We start from the raw sequence: 16,961 nt of genomic DNA on the forward strand, positions 1-16,961 counted from the left end.
CTGGGGTCGGCAGGCTACCCTTGAGTTTTAACCGTGCCAGCCCCGAGGACCCCTCATGAGCCAGATTCCCGCCGACCTGCGTTATGCCGCCAGCCACGAATGGGCGCGCCTGGAAGCCGACGGTAGCGTGACCGTCGGCATTTCCGACCATGCCCAGGAAGCCCTGGGCGATGTGGTCTTCATCGAACTGCCGGACGTCGGCAAGACCCTCGCGGCCGGTGACCAGGCCGGGGTGGTGGAGTCGGTCAAGGCGGCCTCGGACATCTATGCTCCGGTGAGCGGTGAGGTCATCGCCATCAACGAGGCCCTGGCCGACGCCCCCGAGCAGGTCAATGGCGAGCCCTATGGCGCCTGGTTCTTCAAGCTCAAGCCGCAGGACGCGGCCGAGCTGGACAGGCTGCTCGACGCCGACGGCTATCGCGCGGCCAGCGAGAGCTGAGGCGACAGCCTCACGCCCAGGCAACCGGCAAAAAAGAACCCCGCGCGGCGTTGACCGGCGGGGTTCTTTTTTGCCTGGCCCTTATTGGGTCAGGATACGCATGGCGAGATCGTTGTCGCTGGCCTTGAGGCCCGGCTCGGCGGCGCGCATGTCGCGCAGCGCGGCTTCCAGGTAGGGACCACGGATCTGGCCGTTGCTAGCCAGGTAGGAGCTGGCGTCGTCCTGGGTGGCGGCGACGATCTTGTGGTCGTCACGGCTGGTGGTATAGAACGAGCCGGAGGTCGCCCCCAGGGTCGCGGCATGCCGCCAGAACCGCGCATCCGCATTGGCGGCGGTGGTCGCGGCCAGTAGCGGCAGACCGATCAGGGAAACCAGAGCAAGCTTCTTCAGGCGCATGGATGAGATCTCCTTCTTGAGGTCTCCTATAGAGAGCTCAGACGTCCGCTGAGTTCCAGGCCGCTGCATCAGCCTAGCCCTGGATCATGCTGTGGATGCGTTCCGCCAGGGCATCGATGTCGAAGGGCTTGATCAGCATGTCCATGTTCTCGCCGAGGAATTCGCCACGCACCTTGGCGTTCTTGGCATAGCCGGTGATGAACAGCACCTTGAGCTCGGGCCGCCGACCGCGGGCGATCTCGGCGAGTTGGCGGCCGTTCATGCCGGGCAGGCCGACGTCGCTGATGAGCAGGTCCAGCCGCTGGCCGCTCTCGATGATCGGCAGGGCGCCATCGGCGTCGCTCGCCTCCAGGGCGATGTAGCCCAGTTCGGCGAGCACCTCCAGCACGATCATGCGTACCGCGTACTCGTCTTCCACCACCAGCACGGTCTGGCCGGCCTCGGCACGGGGCGCGACCTTGAGCGTCGGTTGCTCGCTGGTGGCCGCCGCCAGCTCGGGATGACGCGGCAGATAGAGGCTGATGGTGGTGCCCTGACCCTGCTCGGTGTCGATGCGCGCGGTGCCGCCGGATTGCTTGACGAAGCCGTAGATCATCGACAGGCCGAGCCCCGTGCCCTGGCCGGCCGGCTTGGTGGTGAAGAAGGGCTCGAAGGCCTTGGCCTTGACCTCCGGCGGCATGCCGGTGCCGGTGTCGGCCACGCTCAGGCGCACGTAGTCGCCCGGGGTCAGGGATTCGCGCGCGGCGGCCTCGGCGTCGAGGCTGAGGTTGGCGGTGGCGATGCACAGCTCGCCGCCCGCCGGCATGGCGTCGCGGCCGTTGATGACCAGGTTGAGCAGGGCGTTTTCCAGCTGGTGGGTATCGCTGTGGGCGAGCCAGGCGACCGGCGCCAGATCCAGGCGCAGGGCGACGTTCTCGCCCACGGTACGCACCAGCAGGTCCTGCAGCGAGCCGACCAGCTGGTGCACGTCCACCGGCTGCGGGTCCAGGGTCTGGCGGCGGGCGAAGGCCAGCAGCCGATGGGTGAGGGCGGCGGCGCGATCGGCCGAATTGACCGCGGCGTTGATGTAGCGATCCAGGTCCTGGGTGCGCCCGTTGGCGATGCGCAGGCGGATCAGGTCGAGGGCCCCGACGATGCCGGTGAGCATGTTGTTGAAGTCATGGGCGATACCACCGGTGAGCTGACCGATGGCTTCCATCTTCTGTGACTGGCGCAAGGCTTCTTCGGTGCGCTCGCGTTCGTAGATCTCGGCGATCAGCCGCGCATGGCTGCGTCCCAGCTCCTGGGTGCGCTCGGCGATGCGCTGCTCCAGTTGGTCGGTGGTCTGGCGCGCCTCGGTGACGTCCACGCCACAGCCCACCAGGCCATGGAACTCACCGTCGAGCTCCAGTCGCGGCGTACCTTCCAGCCGTAGCCAGCGCCACTCACCCTGGGCATTGCGCACCCGCACCTCGGCGCGCAGGGCGCTGTGGGTGGCGATGGCCTGCTTGAAGGCGCCCTCGAAGGCCGGGCATTCGCTGTCCGGGAGCAGGGCACTCCAGCCCTGGTCATGCAGATCGGCGTCGTGCAGATCGAATTCGCGAGCGAAGCGCTGGTTGACGAATTGCAACTGGCCATCGGCATCGCAGGCCCAGATCAACACCGGGGCGCTGTCGGCCATGAGGCGGAAGCGGCCCTCGCTCTCGCGCTGGGCGTCCTGGGAGCGCTGCCGGCAGATGGCCGCCCAGAGGCGGTCGGTGACATCGCGCAGGAATTGCACCTCGCCTTCCGTCCACAACCGAGCGCGCTGGTCATGGGCGACGAACAGCGCCCGCAGGCGACCGTCCTCATAGAGCGGGATGTCCACCAGCGCCGCGATCTCCAATTCGAGCAAGGGCTGGGCATTGGCCTGGGCCCGCGGATCCTGGCTGACATCGTCGATGACCAGGGGTGGTGCGCCCTCCTGGTTGCCCAGGCTGTCGGGAGCGAGCAGGGGATAGGCCAGGGCCTGATCGCAATGGCCGTTGGGCGTCCACATCTGCTGCGGGACGAAGATGCCCCGATTCTCGTCCAGACGGGCATAGCCGACCCGGCGCAGGCCCAGTCGCGTACCCACCAGCTCCAGGGCGGCAGCGACGCCGGTGCTTTCCGGATCCCCTTCACGCAAGCGGTCGCCCAGTTCGATGAGGGCGTGCTGACGCGCCTCGGCGGCGCGGCGCTCCTCGATCTGCCGGCGCAACTGGCGGTTGGTCTCGCTGATGCGATCGGCGTCGTGGCGTTCACGGGTGATGTCGCGAGCGATGCCCACCAGCCGCCGCTGACCGCCGGGCTCCAGACGTTCGCGGCCGCGGATGCTCAGCCACACCGGTTCGCCCTGGCGCGGACTGCGGACGCGAAAGGTCAGCCGCAGGTCATAGGCATTGCTGCCGCCCTGGATGGCCGCGCTGACATAGGCGCGCACCCGGGGCGCATCGGCGGGATGCAGGGCGCGCAGCAGCGCCGCGCCACGCAGGGTGCAGCGGCGCTCCGTGGCGCCGACCAGATGGGCGAGGCGCGAATCCCAGCTGATCAGATCGCGGTCGATGTCATAGTCCCAGACGCCCAGGTCGGCCACGTCCATGGCCAGGGCGATGCGCTGCTCGGCCAGGCGCAGGGCCTCGGCCGCCGCGGTGCGTTCGATGACGATGCGGATGCGCTCGGCCACCTCGCGCACCAGGGCCACATCGCCGATGGTCCAGTGACGGGGCGTGTCGGCATAGAGGAACAACAGGCCAACCAGTTGCTCTTCGGCGAGCAAGGGCACCACCAGGCCGGCGCGCACGCCATGCTCGACCAACTGGGCGCGCATCTCGCCCAGGCGACTGTCCTGGGCGCTGTCTTCCACGCTGACGATGATGCCACGGCGCAATTCCTCCACCGCCGAGGTGTGCCAGTGACCCAGGCTGGGCAGGTTGAGGCGATGGGTACGGCCCTGTTCGAGCCAGTCGCTGTCGATGGTCAGGCTGCCGTTGCGACCGACCCGGGCGTAGCCGATGCGCTGCACGGCTAGCAGGTGGCCAAGGCTGTCGCCCAGTACCGAGGCGACCTCGCCGGTGTGGGTCACGCCATGCAGCAGATCGCCCAGTTCGAGCAGGAAGCGCTGGCGATCATGGCTGCGGATGCGTTCGCTGAGATCGACGAAGGTGCAGATGGCGCCCTGGACCTCGCCGTCGCGCCACAGCGGCTGGGCGCGCCATTCCACCGGCAGCAGACTGCCGTCCTCGCGCAACAGCGCATCGGCGGACAGGTGCAGGGTGGCGCCTTCGCTGGCAGCTCGTTGCAGGGCTCGGGCGCCATCCTCGCTGCGGGCGGAGCTGAGTCGCGTATCCAGGCGTTCGCCAAGGAGGTCTCGTTCCTCGGACAGCCCGAGCATCTGCCGGAAGGCGCGATTGCACAGGGTGGCGCGGCCGTCGCGATCCAGGGCGCAGAAGCCTTCGTGGGTCGATTCGAGCAGCAGGTGGGCGAAGGCCTCGCTCTCCCGCAGCGCCGTTTCCGCCCGCTTGCGGCTGTCGATGTCCTGGGCCACGCCGACCCAGTGCTCGATCTCGCCGCTGGCATTGGTGAAGGGCATGGTGCGGGTTTCGAACCAGCGGTAGCGACCCTCGGCATCGCGCAGCTGCAACTCCAGGCTGCCGGCGACTCTTTGCTCGCGCACCTCGCGCCAGCGGCGCAGCAATTGCGGGCGCTGCTCGGGATGGATGGCGCCGGCCCAGAGATCGGGATCGGCGACCACGTTGGCCGGACTCAGGCCGCTGTATTCGTACCAGTAGCGATTGGCGTATTCGAAGCTGCCATCGGGCCGCGCGAACCAGATGATCTGTGGATTGACGTCCATCAGGGCGCGGTAATGGGTTTCGTCGAGGGTGCTGTGCCGGGTGGGCGACGCCGCCTGCAGGCGGGTCTCGAACAGGCGTAGCACCTGGCGCGCCAGGCGTTCGAGTCCGCTCAGGCGCGCGGCGCTCAATTCGCGCGGTTGCCAGTCCAGCACGCAGAGGGTGCCGAGAAAGACGCCTTCCGCCGTGCGCAGCGGGGCGCCGGCATAGAATCTCAGCCCGGCCGGATCGGTGACCAGGGGATTGTCGGTGAAGCGCGGGTCCTGGCTCAGGTCTTCGATCTGCCGCGCCTCCTGGGCCGCGTGCAGGTGTTGGCAGAAGGACAGGGCCAGGGGGATCTCCGCCACGCCCAGGCCGCGCTCGGCGATGAACAGCTGCTGCTCTTCACCGAGCAGGTTGACCGCGGCGATGGGCGTCTCGCACAGGGTGGCCGCCAGTTCCACCAGGTCGTCGAGGGCCGGCTCCGGCTGGTCGTCGAGCACGCCGTAGGCGGTCAGGACCTCCTGGCGGCGACGGCGCTGTTCGGCGTCCTCGGCGCCTACGGCAGGATTCACGACGGTTGTCTGCACGGCTGGCTATCCTTGTTCCGCTCGCGGGATGCTGGGGCGCTAACGTTCGCTCTGGGGCGTGACGCGCAGGACTTCTTCCACGGTGGTGAAACCGGCGGCGATCTTTTGCGCACCAGACAGCCGCAGGCTGCGCATGCCTTCCTTGAACGCCTGCCGCCGCAGCGCGGTGATGTCGGTATCCGCCGTCACCAGTTCGCGCAGACTATCGGAGAGGGTGAGGATTTCGTATACCCCGGCACGACCGCGGTAACCGGTGTCGCGACACTCCGGACAACCCACCGGCTGCATGGCCCCGGTGGGCAGCGGCGCGTTCCAGGGCTTGGTCAGTTCCTGCCAGGCGGCCGGGTCCAGCTCGGTGGGCGTCTTGCAGGCCGGGCAGAGGGTGCGCACCAGGCGCTGGGCCATGACGCCCAGCACCGTGGCGCGGATCAGGTAATAGGGCACGCCCAGTTCGATCAGCCGGCTCACCGAGCTGGGGGCGTCGTTGGTGTGCAGGGTGGAAAGCACCAGGTGCCCGGTCAGCGCCGCCTGGATGGCCATCTCGGCGGTTTCCAGGTCGCGGATCTCGCCGATCATGATGATGTCCGGGTCCTGCCGCATCAGCGCCCTGACACCGCTGGCGAAGGTCACCTCGATATTGTGCTGCACCTGCATCTGGTTGAAGGCGTCTTCCACCATCTCGATGGGGTCTTCGATGGTACAGACGTTCACCTCGGGCGTGGCCAGCTGCTTGAGGGTGGTGTACAGCGTGGTGGTCTTGCCCGAACCGGTGGGGCCGGTGACCAGGATGATGCCGTTGGGTTGCCCGGTCATGCCGGCCCAGCGGCGCAGGTCATCGGCGGAGAAGCCGAGCTGGTCGAAGCTCTTGAGCAGCACGTCTGGGTCGAAGATCCGCATCACCAGCTTTTCGCCAAAGGCGGTGGGCATGGTCGAGAGGCGCAGTTCGACTTCCTTTTCGCCGGCCATGCGCGTCTTGATCCGGCCATCCTGGGGCTTGCGCTTCTCGGCGACGTTCATGCGGCCGAGGTTCTTGATCCGGCTGACCACCGCCAGGGTGACTTGGGCGGGGAACTGGTAGACGGTGTGCAGCACCCCGTCGATGCGAAAGCGCACCGCGCCCTGCTCGCGGCGCGGCTCGACGTGGATATCGCTGGCGCGCTGCTGGAAGGCGTACTGGAACAGCCAGTCGACGATGTTGACGATGTGGGCATCGTTGGCATCCGGCTCGCCATCGGCGGCACCGAGATTGACCAACTGCTCGAAGTTGCCGACGCCGCTGGTCTTCTGCTCCACCGCCGAGGCGCCGGTGACCGAGCGCGCCAGGCGAAAGAATTCCTGGGTATAGCGGGTGATGTCCGCGGGGCTGGCCACCACCCGCTTGATCGGTCGCTGCAGCACATGGGTGAGGTTGCTCTCCCAGCTGTGCACGAAGGGCTGGGCGCTGGCCACCGTCACCTCGTCCGGGCTCACCGCCACGGCGAGGATCTTGTTGCGCTGGGCGAAAGCGTAGGACATCAGCGGGGTGACCGAGGCCACGTCCACCTTGAGCGGATCGATGCGGTAGAAGGGTTGGCCCGAGTACTCGGCGAGCCAGCGGGTCAGGCTGTCCAGATCCAGCTTGCGCCCCGGTCGGCTGAGGTCGTCCACGCTCTGCGCCGCCAGGAACTCCAGCGGATGCTGCTGCGGATTGGCCGAGCCACGGCGCAAGAGCAGGCACTGCTCAGCGGTCTGCTGGTCGATCCGCTGCTGGCTGACCAGCTCGCGCAGGATGTCGCCCAGGTCGAGCCAACGATCAGCGGAAGGGGAAGCTATGGCGGACATCTGGACTCCTTGAAAAGGTGGTCACACTCGGGTGGCGCCCGGTGCCTGACCGGGAACGACCCGCCTGCCGTACCGCCAGGTTGGTCGCCTCCTCCAGCATAGCGACTTTGTTTTAAGGAATCGCTCGCGGCCTTGTGCCATCAGGATGGACGGCTGGGCGCGCCAGGCTTTCCTGCCGTCCGGTGGCTCAGGCCAGGGCTTTCCAGGGCGTCAGGCCATGGACCAGGCGCGCCTGTTCGGCCACCCCGGCGAGATCGCCATGGGCGCTCAGCGGCGCCAGCTTGCCTAGTTCGCCATACAGGCGGTCGGCCTCGGGCAGGTCCAGGGCGCCACGCGCCAGGTGCAGCCAGACCTGCATCCGTTCCAGGCGCGGCAGCTGCTGCTGGATCAGCTCGGGTTCGGTGATGGCGCGCAGCAGTGGCAGTTCGGCCGCCTCCTGAGCCAGCAGGCGTGGCAGCCATTGGCCCAGCGGCGTCACGCCCTGGCGCTCGCCGCGGCCGGTACGCCCCTGGATCCAGGCGCGCTCATGCAGCCAGCGCGCCGCACGCAGGGAGAACAGGCCCCAGCGCGGCTGTTCCAGCTCGGCGGCGAAGCGCTGCGGCGCCTGGCGGCGGGCCTCTTCGTCGTCCTGGCCGATGGCGGCCAGCGGGCGCCAGTCGGCGAGCAGGTCATCGAGGGCCTGGCGCAGCTCGCGGCTGGTGGCACGCGGCGCGGCCTGGCCGAGACTGCCGAGCAAGGCGCGCAGATCGGTCAGCTGGTGCACCCAGTCCACCAGCAGGCGCCAGTGGCCATTCCAGCGATACTGTTCGGCCAGGCGCTGACTGCCGGCCAGCAGGTGCCAGCCCAGGCGCGCGACGGCTTCGTCCAGCGGCGTCTCGGCGTCCAGTTCCGGTGCGGACAGATAGAGGGTGTAGCTGGCCGCATCGTGCAGGCGATAGCCGCGCTCGGCCTTGCTGATGTCGCACGGCATCAACGGGAATTCGGCCGCCAGTTGCTCGGCCAGCTCCAGCAACGCCGCCGGTTCGCCCTGGCGCAATTCCAGCTCGACCTCGGCGATGGCCTCGCGCTGCTCGCCCGCGCGCACCTCGCCCTGGTCCAGGGCCACCTCGATCACGGTACGGGTCTTGCCCCGGCCCCAGGCGATTTCCGCGGCGTCGCGGACGAAATCGGTATCGAACACCGGCTGCAGGCGGCGCAGGTCGAGGTCGGCCAGCTCCGCTGGCCAGCAGCTGTCGTCGAACAGCGCGGTGTCCAGGGTGGCATCGGCCAGCGGCCACTCCCACTCGTTGCGCTCGGACAGCCCGGCCAGGCTCTGGCCGCGGCTCTTGAGCGTCTGGATGTAGCGGTCGCCATCACGCCGCACGCGCAGGGCGACCTTGGCATGGGCCAGGTCGCGGGTATCGGTGTCGTAATAGCAATTGGAGAGTTCGTGGCGCTGCCAGCCTTCCTTGCAGCGCTTTTTCAGCAGCGGATGAGCGCGCAGGGCGTCAAGGGTGGCCGCACTGGCGCGCAGCTTGATTTCGGTTTCTTTGGCCATTGGAAGATCCTGGCGCCGGAAGAGAACGGTCCGGCTCCGTGCCGAGCGCGTCGTGATGACGGACGGCGAGAACGTGGCCGCTAGTTTAGCCGGTCCGCGTCGCCAAGGCCCATGAAGGTTTCATCGCACGGCGGATGGCGCCATGATGGAGCCGTGACCAGGAGACCCCGCATGACCCTGCCCGCGCTGAAAGCTCTGTTCTCAACCCTCATCGCCGAAAGCTCGGTGAGCTGCACCCAGCCGGCGCTGGACCAGTCCAACGCTGGCGTCATCGCTCGCCTGAGCGACTGGTTCGGCGCCCTGGGCTTCGCCTGCGCGACCCAGGAGGTGGCGCCGGGCAAGTTCAACCTGATCGCCACCCTGGGCAGCGGACCGGGCGGCCTGGTGCTGGCGGGCCATACCGATACCGTGCCCTATGACGAGGCGCTCTGGCAGGCCGATCCCCTGCGTCTGCGCGAAGCCGACGATCGCTGGTACGGACTGGGCAGTTGCGACATGAAGGGCTTCTTCGCATTGATCCTCGAGGCGGTACGCGAACTGGATCTGCGGCAGCTGCGCCAGCCGCTGATCGTGCTCGCCACCTGCGACGAAGAATCCTCCATGGACGGCGCCCGGATGCTGGCCGAGGCCGGTCGCCCGCTGGGCCGCGCCGCGGTGATCGGCGAGCCGACCGGGCTGCGGCCGATCCGCCTGCACAAGGGCATCCTCATGGAGCGCATCGACATCCTCGGCCAGAGCGGCCATTCCTCCGACCCGAGCCTGGGTCACAGCGCCCTGGAGGCCATGCAGGCGGTAATGGGCGAACTGCTCGACCTGCGCGCCCAGTGGCAGCGCGAGTACCGCAATCCGCTGTTCCTGGTGCCCCAGCCGACCCTCAACCTCGGCTGCATCCATGGCGGCGACAACCCCAACCGCATCTGTGGCCAGTGCGCCCTGGAATTTGACCTGCGCCCGCTGCCGGGCATGCAGCCCGAAGTCCTGCGCCAGTCCATCCGCGGACGCCTGCTGCCCGTCGCCGAGCGCTTCGGGGTACGCATCGACTACCAGCCACTGTTTCCCGCCGTGCCGCCCTTCGAGCAGCCGGCCGACGCCGAGCTGGTGCGCCTGGCCGAGCGCCTCACCGGCCACGCCGCCGACGCCGTGGCCTTCGCCACCGAGGCGCCCTATCTGCAGGCGATCGCCCAGGAGGTGCTGGTCCTCGGCCCCGGCGACATCGGCTGCGCGCACCAGCCCGAGGAGCACCTGGCGCTGGCGCGGATCGCACCTACCGTCAAGCTGCTGCAGCAACTGATCGGCCACTACTGCCTGGAGCAGGCGGCGGTCGCCCGATGAACAGATCCGCGCGCTTGGCGTGACTTTTTGTAAACTCCAGGTGGTCTACTGACCCTGCCCATCCGCTCCCTGTCGAGGAACCTCCGTGCTGCGACGACGCTGAACGCCCTGCCTGCCCTCGTTCACCCTCACGCCTATCCACCAAGGGTCTTCGTCTCGATGCACGACTACGTCAACTGGCTCCGCCACGCCTCGCCCTATATCAATGCCCACCGCGACGCCACCTTCGTCGTCATGCTGCCCGGTGACGGCGTCGCCCACCCCAACTTCGGCAACATCGTCCACGACTTGGTCCTGCTGCACAGCCTGGGCGTGCGCCTGGTGCTGGTGCATGGATCGCGTCCGCAGATCGAATCGCGCCTGGCCGCCCGTGGCATCGAGCCGCGCTTCTACAACGACCTGCGCATCACCGACGGCCCGACCCTGGAAGCGGTGATCGATGCCGTCGGCAGCCTGCGCAGCGCCATCGAGGCGCGGCTGTCCATGGACATGGCCGCCTCGCCCATGCAGGGCTCGCGGCTGAGGGTCGCCAGTGGCAACCTGGTCACCGCGCGCCCGGTGGGGGTGCAGGACGGCGTCGACTTCCACCATACCGGCGAAGTCCGCCGCATCGACCGCCGCGGCATCGGTCGCCTGCTCGACGAGCGCACCATCGTGCTGCTCTCGCCGCTGGGCTATTCCCCCACCGGCGAGACCTTCAACCTGGCCTGCGAAGACGTCGCCATGCGCGCCGCCATCGACCTGGGCGCCGACAAGCTGGTGCTCTACGGTGCCGAACCGGGCTTGCTGGATGAACACGGCGCCCTGATCCGCGAGATCGGCCCGCAGCAGATCCCCACCCATCTGGCGCGCCTGGGCAGTTCCTACCAGGCCGAATTGCTCGATGCCGCCGCCCAGGCCACCCGTGGCGGTGTTCGCCGCTGCCACATCGTCGGCTACGCCGAGGACGGCGCCCTGCTCACCGAACTCTTCACCCGCGCCGGTAGCGGCACCCTGGTGGCCCAGGAACCCTTCGAGACCCTGCGCGAAGCGACCATCGCCGACGTCGGCGGCCTGATGGAGCTGATTCGCCCGCTGGAGGAGCAGGGCATCCTGGTGCGCCGCTCCCGCGAGGTGCTGGAGCGCGAGATCGAGCAATTCAGCATCGTCGAACGCGAAGGCCTGATCATCGCCTGCGCGGCGCTCTATCCCATCGCCGACTCGGCGGCGGGCGAGCTGGCTTGCCTCGCGGTCAATCCCGACTACCGCCACGGCGGCCGCGGCGACGCCCTGCTGGCACGCATCGAACAACGCGCCCGCGAGCGCGGCCTCGGCACCCTGTTCGTGCTCACCACCAAGACCGCCCACTGGTTCCGCGAGCGCGGCTTCGAACCCAGCGGCGTGGAACGCCTACCCGCAGCGCGGGCGTCACTGTACAACTTCCAGCGCAACTCGAAGATCTTCGAGAAGGGCCTGTAAGGGCGCGCTCGTAGGTTGGGCTGAGACGGCTGCATCCTAGAAGCCTAACGCTACCAAGCCCCTCGTCATCGCGGCCATGGGCCGCTCCTACACATTCTAGGCACACCTGTAGGAGCGGCCCACGGCCGCGATAGCGCCAGTCCAAACTGAAACCGCTCCAGGGTGCAGCTGGCACTTCCTGCATCGATATTGGAGGGCGCCCTTGTCAACCATCGAATCGTCCGCTGGCGTTTGGAGACGTAGCGTGGAAAACCGCGCAGCGTTTTCCACTGGTGGGCACCGCCGCTATCAGTGGACAAGGCTTAGCCGTTGTCCACGCTACGGGCTAATAATGGCTTTAGCTCCTTATCGAGGTTTGCTGGTGGATTCTGTTTCGCCCGCCCGGGCGAGTCACTTTTGCCAGTCGCGGCTGCGCGCCCCGGACAAAAGTAACCAAAAACGCTTGCCCCACCATTCGGCCTTCCGCTTCGCTTCAGGTCCGCTCACGCCAGCGCTGTTCCGGGGTCGGTCCAGATGGGCCGTCCATGGCCCACTGGACCTCTCGCCGCATCCATACGGCTCGACCCACTCCACGACACTGGCGTTCACCCTTCTGAACGGGGCGATTCGCCAGCCTGAAAGTGTTGGTTGAAGAGCCATGAACAGTCCGTAGCGTGGACAACGGCGAAGCCTTGACCCTAGTGCATCACGACTGGAAAACGCTGTGCGGTTTTCCAAGCTACAGATCCGTGAATACCGAAGTCACAGGCTTGCGCCCCGTCCCCGTCAGTGAGGCCGAGCGTAGCGGAGGGCCGAAGCGTGGGGACAGCGTTTTTGCTTACTTTTGCCGCGACTGGCAAAAGTAAGTCGCCCGGGTGGGCGAAATAAAAATTATCAAAGCACTCGATAACTAGCCAAGGCATTCCAGCCGACTACCGTAACGTTGGGCTTCGCTCTCGCTCAACCCAACCTACATCCCCGCCCTGCACCCCTGGATAGATCGCGTGGTAACCGCGCCATGTTGTCCACGCCACGTGTTCACATACCAATCGTCGCCAGAATGCTCGCCTGATAGGCCGCCACGAAGGTGTCGAAATCCCCCTGGGGCGCCGCCTCGATCGCCGCCTGCTCGTCCAGCGACTGGCGCGCCATCTGTGCATAGCCCTCGCGCTCGCCTTCGTTCAGCGGACGGCTGGCGAAATAGGCCGCATGGGCCTCGCTCTGGCGCAGGCCGAATTCGGCAAAGCTCTCGCCGCGTTCGCGCAACTCCTGCAGCACCCGCGCCGAAGGCGTGAGGCGGACGTCGGCGACCTTCTGCCGCTGTACCGCCACCGCCCGGCGATGGGCATCGCCGCCTAGGCTGGCGTCCAGGGTCTCGGCGCAGCGTTCGATCTGGTCGAGCATCTCCGCCGCCCAGTCGATCATGGTCACCGAGGCGCCATGGCGCTGCAGGCGCAGACCCGGCTTGCGGCCTTCGCGCACCACGCTGGCGAAGTTGTCGGTGCATTCGCGGCACTCGCCGTTGAGCGGCGGACTGCCTTCCAGGGCGCAATAGAGCAGGAAGGCGTCGAGGAAGAGGGCGGTGGTGGTATCGATGCCCAGCGGCAGGAAGGGATCGATGTCCAGGCAGCGCACCTCGATGTACTGCACGCCGCGTGCCATCAGCGCCTGCACCGGCCGCTCGCCGCTGCGGGTGACGCGCTTCGGGCGGATGGTGGCGTAGTACTCGTTCTCGATCTGCAGGATGTTGGTGTTGAGCTGCACCCACTCGCCGTTCTGGTGCGTGCCGATTTCCGCATAGGGCGGGTAGGGCGTGCCCACCGCGCGTCTCAGGCTCTCGGTGTAGGTGGTCAGGTCGTTGTAATCCGGCGTCAGGCTGGCCTGGGCGTTGCTCTGGTAGCCCAGGTCGCTCATGCGCAGGCTGGTGGCATGGGGCAGGTACAGGGTTCGCTCGTCAAGGGTCTGCAGCTGGTGCGGCCGGCCGCGCAGGAACCCCACGTCCAGTGCCGGCGAGGCGCCGAACAGGTACATCAGCAACCAGCTGTAGCGGCGGAAGTTGCGGATCAGGGCGATGTAGCGTGCTGACTGGTAGTCGCGGGCGTCGCGGGCATCACCCTCCTGCTGGCGCAGGCGCTCCCAGGCCGCTTCCGGCAGCGAGAAGTTGTAGTGAATGCCGGCGATGCACTGCATGGTGCGGCTGTAGCGCAGGGCCAGACCACGCCGATAGACGTGCTTGAGCCGGCCGATGTTGGAGCTGCCGTAGTCGGCGATGGGAATCTCGTCCTCGGCCGGCAGCGCGCAGGGCATGGAGCCGCTCCAGAGGCGCTCGCCATCGAGTTCGGCGACCGCGGCGCGATGCACCCGATCCAGGGCGGCCAGCACCTCGGGGGTGCGGGTACCGGTGGGGGTGATGAATTCCAGCAGGGCCTCGGAGTAGTCCGTGGTGATCTGCGGATGGGTCAGGGCCGAGCCCAGCGCCTGCGGATGGGGGCGCCGGGACAACTGGCCACGGGCGTCCACCCGCAGGGTCTCGCGCTCGATACCGTGCAGGCATTCGGCCAGAAGGGTGGGATCAGCGCCGAGCAGAGCCAGGCGGCGGGACAGGATATCGCTCAAGTTGACTTCCTTTGGCGGTACTCGCCCCGGGCAGGGTAGAAGAAACCGACTGAAATGAGGGTTGCCGGCCAGGGCCGACGCGGGGGCAGCAGTCACTGCTGCGGTCCGGGTTCAAGCCTCAGACCGCAACCCGCTCAGTTGTCTCCCAGCGTAGCTCAGGCGGCGGCAAAGGGCGATATGCGCCGCTTCGCTGCCGCCCGGGCTGGCCGGTCACAGACAGGCGAAGGTCGCCTGGGCCAGGGCGATCAGCTTGTCGCCTTGATGCACCTGGGCTTCCAGCACATGGGTCTTGCGACCCGGGTGGATCACCCGGGCGCGGCAGACCAGCTCGCCTTCGCTGACGCCACGCACGTAGTTGACCTTGCACTCCAGGGTCACACTGCCGGGCTGGCCGTCGAACAGGCTGTGGCTGGCCTGGCCCAGGGCGGTGTCGATCAGCGAGAAGATGGCACCGCCGTGCAGCTTGCCATGCAGGTTGATGAGCCTGTCCTGCACGCTCATGCGCACCTCGGACTCACCGCCCTCCGCCTTGTGGATGGTCATGCCCAGCAGGGTGCTGAAGGCGCTGTCCTTGCCTACGGGAGAACCACTCATGCCTATTTCCTCAGTTGCTTGGCGTTGGCGAACAGCGACGCCATGGCATTGTTGGCCGGCGCGGCCTGGGTCTGACGCGGAGCGTTCTTGTCGGCGCGAGGCTTGCCGCCGTTGCCGCGGGCCTGGCCGCCGGGCTTGCCGTCGACCTTCTCACCGGGGGTGTCGCCCATGCGCATGGACAGCCCCACGCGATTGCGCGGCACGTCCACTTCCATCACCTTGACCTTGACGATGTCACCCGCCTTGACCACCTGGTAGGGGTCCTTGACGAACTTCTCCGACAGCGCGCTGATGTGCACCAGGCCATCCTGGTGCACGCCGATGTCGACGAAGGCACCGAAGTTGGTGACGTTGGTGATGACGCCCTCCAGCACCATGCCCGGCTTGAGGTCGGAGAGTTTCTCCACGCCGTCCTGGAACACCGCGGTCTTGAACTCCGGACGCGGGTCTCGACCGGGCTTGTCCAGTTCCTGGAGGATGTCGGTCACCGTCGGCAGGCCAAAGCTCTCGTCGGTGAATTTCTTCGGATCCAGGCGCTTGAGAAAGGCCGAGTCGCCGATCAGCGAGCGGATGTCGCGGCCGGTGTCGGCGGCGATGCGTTGCACCAGCGGATAGGTCTCCGGGTGCACCGCCGAGGCGTCCAGCGGATTGGCGCCGCTCATGACGCGCAGGAAGCCTGCGGCCTGCTCGAAGGTCTTCTCGCCCAGCCGCGGCACCTTCTTCAGCGCCTCGCGGGTGGCGAAGGCGCCGTTGGCGTCGCGGAATTGCACGATGTTCTGCGCCAGGGTGGCGTTGAGGCCGGAAATCCGCGCCAGCAGGGCGGCGGAAGCCGTGTTCACGTCCACGCCCACGGCGTTCACGCAGTCTTCCACCACGGCGTCCAGGCTGCGCGCCAGCTTGAGCTGGGAGACGTCGTGCTGGTACTGGCCGACGCCGATGGACTTGGGCTCGATCTTCACCAGCTCGGCCAGCGGATCCTGCAGGCGACGGGCGATGGACACGGCGCCACGCAGGGAGACGTCCAGCTCGGGGAATTCACGGGCGGCCAGTTCCGAGGCGGAGTACACCGAGGCGCCGGCTTCGCTGACCATCACCTTGGTCAGGCCCAGGCCCGGGTACTTGCTGATCAGCTCGCCGGCCAGCTTGTCGCTCTCGCGGCTGGCGGTGCCGTTGCCGATGGCGATCAGGTCCACGCCGTGCTTGGTGCAGAGCACGCCGAGGGTGGCCAGGGTCTGGTCCCACTGATTGCGCGGCGCATGGGGATAGACGGTGTCGGTGGCCAGCAGCTTGCCGGTGGCGTCCACTACGGCGACCTTGCACCCGGTGCGCAGACCCGGGTCCAGCGCCAGGGTGGTGCGCGGACCGGCCGGGGCTGCGAGCAGCAGGTCGTGCAGATTGCGGGCGAAGACCGCGATGGCCTCTTCCTCGGCCTTTTCGCGCAGCTCGCCGAGCAGATCGGTTTCCAGGGAGGTGTAGAGCTTGACCTTCCAGGTCCAGCGCACCACCTCGGCCAGCCACCTGTCCGCGGCGCGACCTTCGTTCTTCAGGCCGAAATGCGCGGCGATCAGCCCTTCGCAGGGATGGGCGATGCCCGGGCCTTCTTCGCCGAGCTTGAGCGCGGCGCTGAGGATGCCTTCGTTGCGCCCGCGGAAGATCGCCAGGGCCCGGTGCGAGGGCACCGCCTTGAAGGGCTCGTCATGCTCGAAGTAGTCGCTGAACTTGGCGCCTTCGGTCTCCTTGCCGGGCACCAGGCGCGCGCTGAGGATGGCGTCCTGCTGCAGGACGCCGCGCAGCCGCGCCAGCAGGTCGGCGTCTTCGGCGAAGCGCTCCATGAGAATGTACTTGGCGCCTTCCAGGGCGGCCTTGACGTCCGCCACGCCCTTGTCCGCGTCGACATAGGCGGCCGCCTCGGACTCGGGATTCAGGGTCGGATCGCCCAACAGCGCTTCGGCCAGCGGGCCGAGGCCGGCCTCCAGGGCGATCTGGCCCTTGGTGCGGCGCTTCTGCTTGTAGGGCAGATAGAGGTCCTCCAGCCGCGTCTTGGTATCGGCCAGATTGATCTCGCGCGCCAGTTCGGCGGTCAGCTTGCCCTGTTCCTCGATGCTGGCCAGCACCGCACCGCGGCGCTCTTCCAGCTCACGCAGATAGCGCAGTCGCTCTTCGAGATGACGCAGCTGGGTGTCGTCCAGGCTTCCGGTGACTTCCTTGCGGTAACGGGCGATGAAGGGCACGGTCGACCCTTCGTCGAGCAGCGCCACGGCGGCGGCGACCTGTTGCGGGCGGGCGCCGAGCTCCTCGGCGATACGGCTATTGATATCCATCGGGCTACCTGGCTGGCACAAGAAAAAGCGGGCCGCAGTATACCCGAG

10 protein-coding genes are annotated in these 16,961 nt (G+C 67.7%); 3 read left to right on the forward strand and 7 right to left on the reverse strand.

The features are described 5' to 3' along the window. Positions 1-55 precede the first annotated feature (55 nt). On the forward strand, positions 56-439 hold the full coding sequence (gene gcvH / locus LRS53_RS09230) for a glycine cleavage system protein GcvH (RefSeq protein WP_017639489.1): 384 nt from the start codon (positions 56-58) through the stop codon (positions 437-439). Between the two features lie 81 nt (positions 440-520). Here the strand turns inward: gcvH and LRS53_RS09235 are convergent, their stop codons facing one another. From LRS53_RS09235 to LRS53_RS09250, 4 genes are all read right to left on the reverse strand, one after another. Beyond that, the gene (locus LRS53_RS09235; protein ID WP_064308157.1) at positions 521-835 is read right to left on the reverse strand and encodes a DUF2388 domain-containing protein; all 315 of its coding nucleotides are present in this window, start codon (positions 833-835) and stop codon (positions 521-523) included. A 73-nt stretch (positions 836-908) separates the two neighbouring features. Further along, positions 909-5,255, reverse strand: coding sequence for a PAS domain S-box protein (locus LRS53_RS09240; protein WP_231355700.1), 4,347 nt, complete (start codon positions 5,253-5,255; stop codon positions 909-911). 39 nt (positions 5,256-5,294) lie between these two features. Further along, positions 5,295-7,076 carry a GspE/PulE family protein gene (locus LRS53_RS09245; RefSeq protein ID WP_017639492.1) on the reverse strand — a complete coding sequence of 594 codons (1,782 nt, stop codon included), beginning with the start codon at positions 7,074-7,076 and terminating at the stop codon, positions 5,295-5,297. A 187-nt stretch (positions 7,077-7,263) separates the two neighbouring features. Continuing rightward, positions 7,264-8,613 (reverse strand): CYTH domain-containing protein, encoded by a 1,350-nt coding sequence (locus LRS53_RS09250; protein ID WP_231355701.1) that lies wholly within the window; start codon positions 8,611-8,613, stop codon positions 7,264-7,266. 171 nt (positions 8,614-8,784) lie between these two features. On the opposite strand from LRS53_RS09250, the gene argE reads away from it, so the two are divergent. Further along, on the forward strand, positions 8,785-9,945 hold the full coding sequence (gene argE / locus LRS53_RS09255; protein ID WP_231355702.1) for an acetylornithine deacetylase: 1,161 nt from the start codon (positions 8,785-8,787) through the stop codon (positions 9,943-9,945). Between the two features lie 159 nt (positions 9,946-10,104). Continuing rightward, positions 10,105-11,403: an amino-acid N-acetyltransferase gene (argA, locus tag LRS53_RS09260; RefSeq protein WP_133860543.1), complete on the forward strand. Its 1,299-nt coding sequence runs from the start codon at positions 10,105-10,107 to the stop codon at positions 11,401-11,403. A 1,017-nt stretch (positions 11,404-12,420) separates the two neighbouring features. On the opposite strand, the gene gshA is transcribed toward argA, so the two are convergent. The 3 genes from gshA to LRS53_RS09275 all read right to left on the reverse strand — a co-directional run bounded on the left by gshA (position 12,421) and on the right by LRS53_RS09275 (position 16,913). Further along, positions 12,421-13,998: a glutamate--cysteine ligase gene (gene gshA / locus LRS53_RS09265; RefSeq protein WP_231355703.1), complete on the reverse strand. Its 1,578-nt coding sequence runs from the start codon at positions 13,996-13,998 to the stop codon at positions 12,421-12,423. 210 nt (positions 13,999-14,208) lie between these two features. After that, positions 14,209-14,592, reverse strand: a complete 384-nt coding sequence (locus tag LRS53_RS09270) for a PaaI family thioesterase (RefSeq protein WP_231355704.1) — start codon at positions 14,590-14,592, stop codon at positions 14,209-14,211. Positions 14,593-14,594: 2 nt separating this feature from the next. Further along, a complete protein-coding gene (locus tag LRS53_RS09275) occupies positions 14,595-16,913 on the reverse strand; it encodes a Tex family protein (protein ID WP_231355705.1) in 2,319 nt (772 codons plus the stop codon). Between the last annotated feature and the right edge of the window lie 48 nt (positions 16,914-16,961).

This window comes from Pseudomonas sp. PLB05 (assembly GCF_021106615.1).
Taxonomy (GTDB): domain Bacteria; phylum Pseudomonadota; class Gammaproteobacteria; order Pseudomonadales; family Pseudomonadaceae; genus Chryseomonas; species Chryseomonas benzopyrenica.